General features: G+C 35.2%; 12 protein-coding genes. 7 read left to right on the top strand and 5 right to left on the bottom strand.

The genetic code is table 11. The features are described from left to right. Positions 1 to 14: 14 nt before the first annotated feature. Together capA and KCG49_RS02445 are read right to left on the bottom strand one after the other, a co-directional pair. Positions 15 to 1,052: a cysteate synthase gene (capA, locus tag KCG49_RS02450; RefSeq protein WP_218544600.1), complete on the bottom strand. Its 1,038-nt coding sequence runs from the start codon at positions 1,050 to 1,052 to the stop codon at positions 15 to 17. A gap of 74 nt (positions 1,053 to 1,126) precedes the next feature. Next, positions 1,127 to 3,172, bottom strand: a complete 2,046-nt coding sequence (locus KCG49_RS02445; protein ID WP_218544599.1) for a S9 family peptidase — start codon at positions 3,170 to 3,172, stop codon at positions 1,127 to 1,129. Positions 3,173 to 3,263: 91 nt separating this feature from the next. Here KCG49_RS02445 and KCG49_RS02440 point away from each other — a divergent pair, with 91 nt between their 5' ends. Continuing rightward, positions 3,264 to 3,587 (top strand): YbaB/EbfC family nucleoid-associated protein, encoded by a 324-nt coding sequence (locus KCG49_RS02440; protein WP_218544885.1) that lies wholly within the window; start codon positions 3,264 to 3,266, stop codon positions 3,585 to 3,587. A gap of 268 nt (positions 3,588 to 3,855) precedes the next feature. Further along, the gene (locus tag KCG49_RS02435; protein WP_218544598.1) at positions 3,856 to 5,049 is read left to right on the top strand and encodes a hypothetical protein; all 1,194 of its coding nucleotides are present in this window, start codon (positions 3,856 to 3,858) and stop codon (positions 5,047 to 5,049) included. A gap of 130 nt (positions 5,050 to 5,179) precedes the next feature. Here KCG49_RS02435 and KCG49_RS02430 read toward each other — a convergent pair whose 3' ends face one another. The 3 genes from KCG49_RS02430 to KCG49_RS02420 all read right to left on the bottom strand — a co-directional run bounded on the left by KCG49_RS02430 (position 5,180) and on the right by KCG49_RS02420 (position 8,346). Further along, positions 5,180 to 6,196 (bottom strand): glycosyltransferase, encoded by a 1,017-nt coding sequence (locus tag KCG49_RS02430; RefSeq protein ID WP_218544597.1) that lies wholly within the window; start codon positions 6,194 to 6,196, stop codon positions 5,180 to 5,182. Between the two features lie 9 nt (positions 6,197 to 6,205). Then, complete coding sequence (locus tag KCG49_RS02425) at positions 6,206 to 7,237, bottom strand: glycosyltransferase (RefSeq protein ID WP_218544596.1); 1,032 nt, start codon at positions 7,235 to 7,237, stop codon at positions 6,206 to 6,208. Positions 7,238 to 7,326: 89 nt separating this feature from the next. Further along, on the bottom strand, positions 7,327 to 8,346 hold the full coding sequence (locus KCG49_RS02420) for a threonine aldolase family protein (protein WP_218544595.1): 1,020 nt from the start codon (positions 8,344 to 8,346) through the stop codon (positions 7,327 to 7,329). A 103-nt stretch (positions 8,347 to 8,449) separates the two neighbouring features. On the opposite strand from KCG49_RS02420, the gene prfB reads away from it, so the two are divergent. The 5 genes from prfB (at position 8,450) to KCG49_RS02395 (ending at position 13,574) form a co-directional block, all read left to right on the top strand. After that, positions 8,450 to 9,560, top strand: a protein-coding gene (gene prfB, locus KCG49_RS02415; RefSeq protein ID WP_218544594.1) for a peptide chain release factor 2 whose coding sequence is annotated in 2 segments (ribosomal slippage) — positions 8,450 to 8,512 and positions 8,514 to 9,560 — 1,110 coding nt in all. Because the reading frame shifts where the segments join, the coding sequence is not laid out codon by codon here. Beyond that, positions 9,561 to 10,178 carry an HAD family hydrolase gene (locus tag KCG49_RS02410; protein ID WP_218544593.1) on the top strand — a complete coding sequence of 206 codons (618 nt, stop codon included), beginning with the start codon at positions 9,561 to 9,563 and terminating at the stop codon, positions 10,176 to 10,178. Next, the gene (arsC, locus tag KCG49_RS02405) at positions 10,179 to 10,520 is read left to right on the top strand and encodes an arsenate reductase (glutaredoxin) (RefSeq protein ID WP_218544592.1); all 342 of its coding nucleotides are present in this window, start codon (positions 10,179 to 10,181) and stop codon (positions 10,518 to 10,520) included. Between the two features lies 1 nt (position 10,521). After that, positions 10,522 to 10,974, top strand: coding sequence for a hypothetical protein (locus KCG49_RS02400; RefSeq protein ID WP_218544591.1), 453 nt, complete (start codon positions 10,522 to 10,524; stop codon positions 10,972 to 10,974). A 116-nt stretch (positions 10,975 to 11,090) separates the two neighbouring features. Beyond that, positions 11,091 to 13,574: a TonB-dependent receptor gene (locus KCG49_RS02395; protein WP_218544590.1), complete on the top strand. Its 2,484-nt coding sequence runs from the start codon at positions 11,091 to 11,093 to the stop codon at positions 13,572 to 13,574. Positions 13,575 to 13,584 lie beyond the last annotated feature (10 nt).

The following is a 13,584-nucleotide window of genomic DNA, read 5'->3' as shown; positions in this document are numbered from 1 at the left end:
CGGTGTAAATTATCTTATTTAATATACTCTATTGTTGTAGAAACTTCATTTTTACTATCAAAGAAACCTTGATCTTGCATCCATTTATCACTGTAAATTTTGCTCATATAACGCGATCCGTGGTCTGGAAATACAACAACAACTTTATCTGTGGGCTTAAATTCGTCTTCTAAAACTAATTGCTTAACGGCCTGCATTGCTGCACCACTTGTATAGCCAACAAAAAGACCTTCGGTATTAGAAATCTCTCTTGCAGTGTGCGCGCTTTCTTCATCAGTGACTTTTACAAACTTATCGATTAAATCAAAGTCTGTAGCTGTTGGTATTAAATTTTTACCTAAACCTTCTATTCGGTATGGATAAATCTCTTTATCATCAAACTCACGTGTTTCGTGATACTTCTTAAGTACCGAGCCATAAGCATCGACACCTATAACTTTGACATCTGGATTTTGTTCTTTTAAATATTTAGAAATACCAGAAATTGTTCCTCCTGTACCACTACAAGCCACTAAATGTGTGATTTCTCCATCAGTTTGATCCCATATTTCTGGACCAGTGGTGTTGTAATGCGCATCAATATTCAGTTGGTTAAAATATTGATTGATATAGATTGAGCCTTTATTCTCTTCGTGTAAACGTTTTGCTACCTGATAATACGACCTTGGGTCATCTGCATTAACATGAGCCGGACAAACGTAAACTTTTGCCCCCATGGATTTTAGCATATCGATCTTATCTCCAGAGGATTTTGAGCTTACCGCAAGAATACATTCATACCCTTTAATAATGCTTACCATGGCAATACTAAACCCTGTATTACCAGAAGTTGTTTCGATAATGGTATCACCAGGTGTTAAAATACCTTGGCGCTCAGCTTCTTCTATAATGTGCAGTGCTATCCTATCTTTAGAAGAATGACCTGGATTAAATGCTTCTACTTTAGCGTAAAAATCACCATCAAAGTCAGTGGTCATTCTATTTAGTTTGATAAGCGGTGTACTCCCTATAAGTTGAAGTACATTATCAAATACATTTTTGTTTTGTCTCATAAATGTAGTTTATCTATCCTAAGCTAATAAAAGTTGGACATTTAAAACATGCAAAAGTAACATTTTTTTTTTAATCAGCTCGAAATCCCCTCCAAATCAAATAGAAAGGCAAATTCCTCTGCATCTTCTTTTAAACTTTCAAAACGACCTGAAGCACCTCCATGACCTGCATCCATATTGGTTTTTAAATACAATTGATTTGAATCTGTTTTCATATCTCGTAGTTTAGCCACCCATTTAGCTGGTTCCCAGTATTGTACTTGTGAGTCATGCAATCCTGTGGTGATTAACATGTTAGGGTAATCCTTGGCCTCAACATTATCGTAAGGCGAATAGGATTTCATATAGTTATAATATAGAATATCATTAGGGTTTCCCCATTCATCATATTCACCTGTTGTTAGCGGAATGGAATCATCTAACATGGTTGTTACAACATCAACAAATGGAACAGCTGCAATAATACCATTATAGAGTTCTGGTGCTTTATTAACAATGGCTCCCATTAGTAATCCACCAGCACTTCCGCCCATAGCATATAAATGTTTTGATGATGTATAGCGTTCTTTAATTAAGTGGATTGAACACGTTACAAAATCGGTAAACGTATTTTTTTTATTAAGCAGTTTTCCATCTTTGTACCACTGTCGCCCTAAATACTCACCACCTCTTACGTGTGCGATGACATAAATAAAGCCTCTGTCTAGCAGACTTAAACGTATGGTAGAGAAGTATGGATCTACTGTTGAGCCATAACTGCCGTAAGCATATTGCAGTAAAGGATTGTTACCGTCTTTCTTAACATCTTTTCTATAGACTATGGACATCGGTATTTTTGTACCATCATCGGCTATTGCCCAAATACGCTCAGATATATAATTTTCTTTTTTAAATTTCCCGCCCAATACCTGCTGCTCTTTTAAAATCGTTTTGGTCTTTGTACGCATATTAAACTCGATGATCGAAGCTGGTGTGGTCAGTGCATTATAGCCATATCGCAAAATTTCGGTATCAAATTCTATATTGGTATTGGTATATGCCGTGTAAGTTTCGTTATCAAATGGCAGGTAATAATCTTGTGTGCCGTCCCAACGCTTTATTCGTATTTCGTTTAGCCCATTGCTTCTTTCGCTAACCACAAGGTAATCTTTAAAGATATCAATGTTTTCTATCAATACATCTTTTCGGTGCGTTATAACGTCATCCCAATCTTTAATGTCTCTGTGCTCTTCCTTGCACTTCATAAGTTTAAAGTTGGTTGCCTTATCTTTATTGGTTAAAATATAGAAGTGCTCATCGTAATGAGAAATACTATACTCCAAACCTCTTACTCGTGGTTGAAACACTTCAAACTTACCGTTGGGCTCGTCTGCATTTAGAATATGATACTCGTTGGTTAACGTACTATAACAAGCAATGATAATATACTTTCTTGATTTTGATTTATAAACTGTAACACCAAACGTTTCATCTCCTTCTTGAAAAATTAGCTCATCCTTATTCTCGCCTAACTTATGCTTATAAATCTGGTAAGCTCTTAGCGTAATTTCATCTTTTTTGGTATAGAACAAGGTTTGATTATCATTAGCCCAGCTTGAAGAACCTGTAGTGTTAGCTACCTTATCATTTTCTAGCTTACCAGATTTTATGTTCTTTATATATATGGTGTAGTTACGCCTTCCTGTTGTATCTATACCATAAGAGACTTTTTTATTGTCAGGGCTAATGCTTATGCCTGCCAGTTTAAAATAGCTTTCCCCTTCTGCCATTTCGTTACAGTCAAATAATAACTCCTCGGGATTATCCAGTGTATCTTTTTTTCTTGTATAGATTGGGTAATCCTTTCCTTTTTCAAATTTAGTAATGTACCAATAACCATTGTACTTATATGGTACAGAAGAATCATCTTCTTTGATTCTGGCTTTCATTTCTTCGAACAAATCCTTTTGAAAACTCTTAGTATGTGCCATTTTAGCATCACAGTAGTTGTTTTCGGCATTGAGATAATCAATTACTTCGGGATGCGTTCTATCTTTCATCCAAAAGTAATTATCTATTCTTATATCGTCATGTTTTTCTAGCTGATGTGGAATCTTTTTAGCTAAAGGTGGATTAGTCATCAAATTTTTATTATCTGTTTTATGAAAATTTTAATCAAGAAAATAGCGCAATTTAGTAATTTTGCGACGTAAAAAATTAAAAGATAAAATTATGTTTGGAGATATGATGGGAATGATGGGCAAACTCAAAGAAGCCCAAAAAAAAGTTGAAGAAACTAAAGAGCGCCTACATTCGGTGTTAATTGATGAATCTAGTAACGATGACAAACTGAAGGTTACAATTACAGCCAATAGAACAATTAAATCTATTGTAATTGATGATGAGCTATTACAAGACAAGGATATGCTAGAGGATTATCTTATCCTTACGCTAAACAAAGCTATTGAGAAAGCTACAAATGTTAACGAAACAGAAATTGCTGCAGTTGCAAAAGAAGGTATGCCCAATATACCGGGCATGGATATGTTTAAATAAGCTTTAAGAATATAATACTAAAAGCCACTCCTAGATAAAATAATTTTAGGAGTGGCTTTTTTGTTTTAATAGTTTGCCTTTTTTGCTTTGTACAAGTCAGAGAATCAAATATTTATAAAAAACATCCTAGAAGTGCAAAAAAAAGCGATAAAGTGCTAGGCTGTTTTTTTAAAACTAAAAGTTTGGTATTTGGTCTAAAAAAAAATCTCAAAGAATTGTTAAAATATATATTTGTTTCATATTAATGCTATTAACCTAATTCATAATTATGAAACAATTATCTAAATTGATCTTGTTGGCAGTGCTTTTTACTTTTGCATCGTGTCAAAAAGAATCTAACGAACCTCAAGAGTCTGAAAGACTAGACGCTTTACGTTTCGAAAATGGCATCGTCGTATCTGACGGTGAAGAAGACAAAGAACTTATGTTTAACGCAGAAAGCGAAACCATTAAGGGTAACAATGGTATGTTTGCTATGACCGAAAAGTCAAGCTCTGCTGATGTTAAGCAAGTTTACACTGTAATTGATGCAGATAGAGCACCAAACAGTAATGATGGTCAGCCAATATCTAATATGTGGTGGTCAATTACTGGTACAGATTATGATAGTCCATCATCTTACTTCAGTACTGTAGGAGACGATAACTTAGTCTTTACAGAATACGAAGATGGTACTGCACATTTAGTAGGAACCACAGTTTCTGGTACTTGCTCAGTTGATCTTGATGTTTGGTTTAAAGACAAAAAAACATGGGATGAATGGGAAGCTATTGGTGGTGGCCACAAAAAAGAAGGTACAGCTGGTAATGCTTCAAATTCTGAAGACATGAGTTTCTATGTAATAGATGATACTAGAAGTACTGTAACCGCTAGTGGTGGTGACTGTGATATGACTGGTACTTTTGGCTTAACGCAAAGACCTGACCCTAATGATCCAAGTACACCAAATTATGGATCTCATATTGGTCCTGGTGGAGCAAATTATGACTCTAACGTTGGAGCTTTTGGATTAAGTGCTTGGGGATGGTTTACAGACTTATCTACTGGTGAGCATTTATACATCATGGATTTCAACTTTAGATTAGAGGCACAACCAGACGAGTGTGATGACTGTATTGGCAAGGTGACTAACCTAACATTAAACTGGGATTGGCATCATGACTACAGAGTAAGAGTTTACCAACGTTATAGAAACACATGCTACGCAACAAAGATTTTTGATGGTGTAGTAGGAGCAAATGAAAACTTTACAATCAACGGTGCTAATAATAATGGTACTTTTGGAAAGTGGGTTTACATTTATGTTGGCAATTGCTATTACACAAAAATAAAAACAAATTGTTACTTAAACATCGGCCCTGGATACAGAAGAGGTGTTGTAGAAGTAGTAAGTGGTTATAGTTCTCAAGGTGGTGAATTATGCGAATACGAACCTCCACATCACTGGTGCTGGTGGTGGTAGAACTTAATTTCTATCTAAATACCCTAACCTAACGCTATAAATAATATAGCTTTAATAATAAAAAAGGAGACATTAATTTGTCTCCTTTTTTATTTTGTAAGGATTCTAGAAAACCAATAGCTATTTTGAGTTAGGAAATAACTCTTAAGATAGGATTGAATAATTTGAAGAGAAGGTAAAAGCCTTTTTTGCCATTAAAAAGCTTGGTCAGTATGCTGTAGTATAACTTGTTGTAATCGTTACTAATAAAATGAGTTAACGGATATGCTCCTGTTTTAGAAAGTTCTTCAATGGTTTGCTTTACCTGATCTAAATGTATTGTAGACTTAAGCATTCTTACCATCATAAAGAAAACAAAAGACTGTTGTTTTATTCTTAATCTATTTATGCAGTTAGGATTTGAATTCTTTTTAATTAGACCTTTTATTAACGACTCATAAACGACAGCTGCATTTCTATTGTCATCTATAACCTTTAGATAATGTATAGGTTCTTTACTGGTCATTGCAGAACCTTCAACGATTAAATGTCTGTGAACATCTAATGGTAGTTTGGCCATTTTATTTGCAGCTAAGAATAACTGAGCCGTTATAATGGCATCTTCCATCCAACGATCTTCAATAAAAGTAATATTCGCTTTCTGAATAAAGGTATTTTTTATTAAGTACCACCATACTTCATTCTGAAATGGATTATCGGCAATGTAATCTATGCCACTACAAATTTGAGATAGTTTTATATTCTCAAAATTCGGATTGTCATTAAACAATTTAGAATCTCTGGTGGGTTGGTATAAAAAAGTTAGGATATCTAATGAATTATTTTTGGCAGTATTGTATACTGTTTTTAAAACATTGGGAGCTAAATAATCATCTGGATCTATAAAATAAACATAGTCGCCTTTAGATAATGATAGCCCTAAGTTTCTAGCACTGCCAACACCTCCATTCGCTTTAGTATGAACTGCTATGTTAGAGTGTTTTTCTTCAAGCGTAATTGCAACTTCTAAACTATTATCCGTGGAGCCATCATTAATGATTAGAATCTCATACTCATCCAATTGAATATCTTGATTGAGTAGACTATCTACACACTTGTGGAGAAAATGTCCAGAATTATAAAGCGGGATGATGATGCTTAGCTTCATTAATATTTCTTAAAAATTTAATAGTCTAAGCCTATAAAGTAACCTACAAGGAAACAATATAGTATAAAATAAAAATTTATGATTAAAAATATAAATCAATACCCTGTGCTTTAGAGAACTATAACGTTCCCCTATGAAATTTCTGATTGGATAGGCTCCAATTGCTTTAAGCTTTCGTAGAATTTCATTTATTTCATTTATAGGTATTCCAGATTTTATTAATGTATAAAACATAACATAGACATTAACATCGCGCCAATGCTCCACTCTATTAATCACACCAGTTAATTTCGGGTTATTCTTTTTAGCAATATCAGAAGCCAATAGATTGTAACGATCAAAAATCTCCATATAGTTATCAATCATTTTTGTAAGGTGCTTTCTTTCATTACTATTCATAATAGAAGTAGGAACTATTACATACCTGTGAATATCTAGTGGCAGATATAGCATACGTTCAGCCATATGGAGCAATCTAAGCGTAAATGGTCCATCACCCAATGGATTGTTTTCATCAAAGCGCAATGCATGTTTATTCATAAACTCTCTTTTTATGATGTACCACCATACAGTATTGGCATGGTAGGCATTGTTTACCAAAAAATCATTACCACTTTCTACTTTTATATCTAGCTTTTGATTTGTCTTAGTCGATGCATGCATATCCTTTTTTGGTGTAGAGATGTGATCAAAACCCAAAACATCTATATCATTTTCTAGTGCTGTATTTATTACTTTGCCAAATGAATTATGAACGATATAATCATCAGAATCAAGGTTGTAAATGTACTTGCCTGTTGCTAACTCCAACAATTTATTACGAGTAGCGTACAAACCAATATTCTCATGCGAGTAGAGTCTTATGTTATTGTACTTATCCGCATAACGCTTAGCAATCTTATACGAACTGTCGGTAGAACCATCATTGATTATAATTATTTCGTAATCTTCGGTAGGAATATCTTGGTTAATGACACTATTTAAACAATTATCAATATGATCTTCGACATTGTACATAGGAATCAATATGCTGAGTTTCATCATTATAAATTTAGGTCGAAACGAAAATATACCTATTATGCCTTACAATTAAAAATACTCGTTAACATGCTAAAGATATACTCTTAACATCACAAAGCTCTTAATGTTTCAATAAGTGTATTGTGCATTGCATCTGAATAGTCCAAGTGTGTTACCATTCGTAGTTTGTTGCTTCCCATTCCAATGATATGTATATTCTTTTCATTCAGCTTGCTTAAAAACTTAGCCTCATCCACATCGTCGTTTAATTCAAAAATTATGATATTGGTTTCGATAGGCTCAACTTTTTTAATCGATGCCAAATTTTGAAGCACCTCTCCTACTTCCTTAGCTTTAATATGATCTTCTCGTAAGCGCTCTAAGTGATGGTCCAAAGCGTATAAACCAGCAGCGGCCAAATATCCTACTTGTCGCATACCTCCTCCGAGAATCTTCCTTATCCTTATGGCCCCTTTCATTATATCTTTGTTTCCAATTAGTACTGAGCCTATTGGGCATCCCAAACCTTTACTCAAACATACAGAAATGGTATCGAAGAGCTCACCATAATGCTTTGGATTTTCACCTTTAGCGACCAATGCATTCCAAAGTCGTGCACCATCTAAGTGGTACCCTAAATTATAATTATCCGCAACATTTTTAATACGTTTCAGTTCTTCAAAATCCCAGCATGCTCCACCTCCTTTATTGGTAGTATTTTCTATGGCAATCAATGATGTTAGTGGACTATGATAAAAATCTGGTGGATTTATAGATGCTTCTGCCTGTTCTGCTGTAAACATACCTCTATGTCCATCAATTAGCTTACACGAAATACCACTATTAAAAGATGCTCCTCCACCTTCATAGTTATAAATGTGTGCATACGTATCGCATATCACTTGTTCACCAGGATTGGTATGCAACTTTAGGGCTGCTTGATTGGCCATACTTCCGGTAGGGAAAAACAAGGCATCGTCCTTACCGAACATATTGGCCAGTCGTTTTTCTAAGGCATTAACCGTTGGGTCTTCCTTATAAACATCGTCACCAACTTTTGCAGTCAACATTGCATTCAACATCCCTTTTGTTGGTTTGGTTACGGTATCGCTTCTTAGGTCTATAGTCATATGTATAATACTGAGATATAAAACTACGGAATTTCTAAAAAAGCAATTCAAAATTATGGCACTTTAATATCGCATCTTATATTTGTAGAAATTACTTCAAAATATGATAACATCAGATCAAATAAAAAACCTTAATTCCCGTCTAGACATACTTAGACAGTATCTTTGACTTAGATGCCAAACTCGTTGAAATAGCTAACGAAGAAGAACAAACCTTTGACCCCAATTTTTGGAACGACTCTAAAAAAGCCGAACAAGTAATGCGGTCCATCCGTGAGAAAAAAAGCTGGGTTAACGACTATAATGCTGCCAAGACACTTTTTGAAGACTTAGAAGTTATTTACGAATTTTATAAGGAAGATGAAGCTCCAATGGCAAATGTTGAAGCACGTTTTGAAAAGGCCCTAAATGCTATAGAGAAACTAGAATTTAAGAATATGCTCTCTGAGGAAGGTGACAGTTTAAGTGCTGTACTGCAAATTACCGCAGGTGCCGGCGGAACAGAATCTTGCGATTGGGCAAGTATGCTAATGCGCATGTACTTAATGTACGCTGAAAAAAGTGGATTTAAAGTGAAAGAGCTCAACCACCAAGAAGGAGATGTTGCTGGTATAAAAACCGTAACTCTAGAGATTGAAGGTGATTACGCCTTTGGTTGGCTAAAGGGAGAAAATGGCGTACATCGTTTGGTTCGTATTTCACCTTTTGACAGCAATGCCAAGCGACACACAAGTTTTGCATCAGTATATGTATACCCTTTGGTAGATGATTCCATAGAAATAGACATTAATCCTTCCGACCTAGAAATCACTACAGCACGCTCTAGTGGCGCAGGTGGACAAAACGTAAACAAGGTTGAAACCAAAGTACAGTTGTTGCATAAGCCAACTGGTATACAGATTCAATGTTCTGAGACACGTTCGCAACACGATAATCGTGCCAGAGCGCTTCAAATGCTAAAGTCACAATTGTATGAAATAGAACTGCAAAAGCAAATGGCACAGCGCGATGATATTGAAGCCAGTAAAATGAAAATTGAATGGGGAAGCCAGATACGCAATTATGTAATGCATCCTTATAAGTTGGTAAAAGATGTGCGTTCCGCCCACGAAACAGGAAATGTAGATGCTGTTATGGATGGAGATATTGAGCCCTTTTTAAAAGCTTATTTAATGATGATGGGACAAAAAGAAGATAATGCAAATGCCATATAAATGAAAACAATTAATACCGTTATATTTGATTTAGGTGGTGTGTTAATAGACTGGAATCCAGAATATGTCTATTTAGAAGTATTCGAAGGAAACAGAGAAAAAATGGATTGGTTTTTTAAAACCATCTGCACTCAAGATTGGAACGAAAATCAAGATGCTGGCTATCCTTTACAAAAAGCAACATCAGAAAGAATAGCATTATTCCCAGAGCACGAAGACCTTATACGTATTTATTACGATAGATGGGAAGAAATGTTGGGTAATGCGATTGAAGGTACTGTAGACATTTTAAAAAGCTTAATTGGTAATACAAGCTATAAAGTTATTGCATTGACCAACTGGAGTCACGAAACGTTTCCTATTGCATTAAAACGATTTGATTTTTTGCATTGGTTTGAAGGTATTGTAGTATCTGGTGAAGAAAAAACAAGAAAACCTTTTAAAGATATATACGAACTGACTTTAAAACGCTACAATATTAATCCTGAAGAATCCATATTTATAGATGATAATCTAAGAAATATAGAAGCTTCAAGAGAACTGGGGATAAATGGCATACATTTTGAATCACCAAAAACATTAAGAGAACAACTAAAACATTATTCAATTAATATCTAAATGATTAGAATATACCACAACCCAAGGTGCAGAAAATCAAGAGAAGGACTAGCTATACTGGAAGCATCTGGCAAAGAGTTTGAAATCATCAAATATTTAGATGATCAACTCACTGCCGAGCAGTTAAGGGAAGTCTTATCAAAATTAAATATAAAACCAATTGACTTGGTTAGAAAAAACGAAGCCATTTGGAAATCAGATTATAAAGGAAAAACACTTAGTGATAAACAGATTATTGATGCTATGGTTGCACATCCCAAACTGATAGAACGACCAATAGTAATTAATAAAAAAAAAGCCGTAGTCGGCAGGCCACCAGAATCGATATTAAACATTATTTAAAATGAAAAAAGCTGTATTAATCGCATTCGCGCTATTGCTAGGTTTTAATACCTACGCACAAACCCGTAGAGATCGTATGGGCAACCCTGTAGTTCCAAGAGAACCTACAGAAAAAGAAATTGCTAAACGTAAGCAAATGATTGAAGATCGCAGAAAAGAATATATAACCAATTTTCTTACCACTTTAGAAGCTGATGATTTTCAAAAAGAGATTATTAAACAAAAAGTTAATAGTTTTTTTGATGAGAAGTTGGCGATTTTAAAGACAAGATTTGATAGAATCATTGAACGTCAAGAAGCTATAAAAAAACTCGAAGACACGCATTTTGTTGAACTCGAAGAACTTATATCAGAAAACGATATGAAAAAGATAAAAGAGTTGATACAAGGTGATTTTGACGAAAAAGAAGTTAAAAAGAAAAAACGCAAAAAGCGAAATAAAGATAAAGGCTAATCAACAATCCACTTAAGATTTCTCTGCGTTGTGCTTTAACATAAGATTAACCATAAACAGGACAAGCAAAAGTATTTTTGCGCATCTAAAAAGCATCAAAATACTAATTACTTGTAATGAAATTAAATCTGCTCTCCCTACTATTTGTATGCTTTACAATCTCTATAGTCTCTGCCCAAAAAAAAGTTAAGATAGAAGGCACTGTTGTTGAAGATGGTACAAACATTCCTCTAGAATATGCTACAATAACTTTTAATACCACAACAGATAATAGCATTATAACTGGTGGAATAACTGACGGTAAGGGAAAATTTAGTGTTGAGATTGTCGCTGGTACTTATAATATATATGTCGAATATATCTCCTACAAGACCAAAGAGTACTTAAACAAAACATTAACCAAACCCATAAATTTAGGCACCGTTGGCTTATCGCTAGATATAGAAGCTTTGGGTGAAGTTACCATAGTAGCAGAAACTACTACGGTAGATATAAAACTCGATAAAAAAATCTATAACGTTGGTAAGGATTTAACTGTAAGAGGTGGTACCGTTAGTGATGTTCTAGATAATGTACCCTCAGTTTCGGTAGATGTAGAAGGTGCTGTATCGTTGAGAGGTAATGACGATGTTAGGATTCTTATTAATGGAAAACCTTCTGGTCTCGTAGGTCTAAATTCAACTGATGCCTTACGCCAATTGCCTGCCGAAGCCATAGAACGTGTCGAAGTCATAACTTCTCCATCTGCAAGATATGATGCCGAAGGATCTGCAGGAATTTTAAACATAATACTTAGACGCAGTAAGTTACAGGGGCTTAACGGTGCTATAACGGTGAATGGTGGTTACCCATCACAAGCTGGTATCTCTGGAAATATCAATTACAGAACTGGTGATATCAATATCTTTAATACCACAAACTACGATTACAGAGAATCCCCAGGAAATGCCCTTAACGAAACTGAATTTTTCGATCCAGATCCTGGCAACACAGCCTTTAGTTTTGAAAAGCGTGAATTTGATCGTGTGCGAAAAGGCTACAGTACAAATACCGGAATTGAATGGTACATCAATGAAACGAGTTCATTAACCGCAAGTTTAGTCTATAGAGATAGTGACAATGAACGTAATACCTTTAATCGTACCGAACGATTTGATATTAACAATAATCTTTTAGAGACCACTATTCGGAGAGACCCAGAACTCGAAGACGATAAAACCATACAGTATGCATTAAGCTACGACAAACAATTTAATGGCGATAGCCAACACAAGTTAACCTTCGATTTTCAATACGAAGATAGTTCTGAGCTAGAACGGTCCATGATTAACCAAGATGGTTTTGATGCAGAAAATGTAATGACAGATGAAAACCAGAATAGGCTGTTATTACAGGCAGACTATGTACAACCTATAAAAGACACTGGTCAGTTTGAGTTTGGATATCGTGGTGAGTTTTTCGATTTGCTCACCGATTATTTAGTGGAAACGAGCTTTGATCAAGGTGAAACCTTTGAAGTGAATACCGATCTAAGTAATACGCTTGATTTTAAACAGCAGGTCAATGCGTTTTACTCCCAATACGGCAATAAAATCGGAGAAAAATTCTCCTATTTATTAGGCCTGCGTTACGAAGGCACAAGAATTACGATTGACCAAGTAACAAGCGGTGATTTTGACAAAAAGGAATACCATCAGTTATTTCCAACGGTAAATTTAGCTTTTGAGCTGTCTGAAGATGAAAACATCACCCTAGGTTATAACAGGCGTGTAAGACGACCACGATCGCGTTTTATAAATCCGTTTCCGTCTCGAAGCAGTCCTGTTAACCTATTTCAAGGAAATCCAGATTTAGATCCAACCACGTCTAATGCTTTTGACATTGGTTATTTTAAAAAGTTTGGAAAGTTATCCCTAAACACCTCCATATACTTTCAACGTGCTAAAGATGCCTTCAATTTTGTGGCATTGGCAACTGATGATTTTTATAGTTTTGAAACCTTGCAAACCATTAATATTAACGACCCTAATTTTGATCAGCTTAATGAAGATTTAGATTTGGTTCCAGTCATAAGACGAACACCCATTAACCTTGCCACCAATGACCGTTTTGGCGTGGAGTTTACCCTAACCTACCGACCTACCAAAAAGTGGAATCTTAACGGTAATTTCAACCTCTTTAACTCTAGCACCAGAGGTGATTTTGAAGGTCAGAATTTTGATGCCGACAACCTCAGTTGGTTTGTACGCTTAAATAATAAATACACACTTCCGGGTAATATCGATTGGCAAACCCGTTTGTTTTATCGTGGCCCTAGTGAAACTGCCCAAAGCCGAAACCAAGGCATTTTTTCTACGGACTTAGCCTTTAGTAAGGATTTGTTTAATGATAAAGCCTCCATCGCCTTTAATATACGCGATGTGTTTAACTCCCGTATACGTCGTAGTGATAACTTTACGGATACCTTTGATAACTATAGTGAGTTCCAATGGCGCGTCCGCTCCTTTAATTTAGCCTTTACCTACCGTTTTAATCAACAAAAACAACGCGATCGTGATGGCCGTTCTAATGGTAGTGGTGATTTTGATTTTGAGGGGTAATTCAATTTGC

The organism is Winogradskyella luteola (assembly GCF_019203985.1).
GTDB lineage: Bacteria > Bacteroidota > Bacteroidia > Flavobacteriales > Flavobacteriaceae > Winogradskyella > Winogradskyella luteola.
Note: the sequence above shows the minus strand (reverse complement) of the source record. Positions and strands in the feature narration are given on the sequence as shown.

Coding starts and splice junctions, on each gene's coding strand:
- capA (WP_218544600.1), bottom strand. CDS start 1,052: ATGAGACAAAACAAAAATGTATTTGATAATGTACTTCAACTTATAGGG.
- KCG49_RS02445 (WP_218544599.1), bottom strand. CDS start 3,172: ATGACTAATCCACCTTTAGCTAAAAAGATTCCACATCAGCTAGAAAAA.
- KCG49_RS02440 (WP_218544885.1), top strand. CDS start 3,264: ATGTTTGGAGATATGATGGGAATGATGGGCAAACTCAAAGAAGCCCAA.
- KCG49_RS02435 (WP_218544598.1), top strand. CDS start 3,856: ATGAAACAATTATCTAAATTGATCTTGTTGGCAGTGCTTTTTACTTTT.
- KCG49_RS02430 (WP_218544597.1), bottom strand. CDS start 6,196: ATGAAGCTAAGCATCATCATCCCGCTTTATAATTCTGGACATTTTCTC.
- KCG49_RS02425 (WP_218544596.1), bottom strand. CDS start 7,237: ATGAAACTCAGCATATTGATTCCTATGTACAATGTCGAAGATCATATT.
- KCG49_RS02420 (WP_218544595.1), bottom strand. CDS start 8,346: ATGACTATAGACCTAAGAAGCGATACCGTAACCAAACCAACAAAAGGG.
- KCG49_RS02410 (WP_218544593.1), top strand. CDS start 9,561: ATGAAAACAATTAATACCGTTATATTTGATTTAGGTGGTGTGTTAATA.
- arsC (WP_218544592.1), top strand. CDS start 10,179: ATGATTAGAATATACCACAACCCAAGGTGCAGAAAATCAAGAGAAGGA.
- KCG49_RS02400 (WP_218544591.1), top strand. CDS start 10,522: ATGAAAAAAGCTGTATTAATCGCATTCGCGCTATTGCTAGGTTTTAAT.
- KCG49_RS02395 (WP_218544590.1), top strand. CDS start 11,091: ATGAAATTAAATCTGCTCTCCCTACTATTTGTATGCTTTACAATCTCT.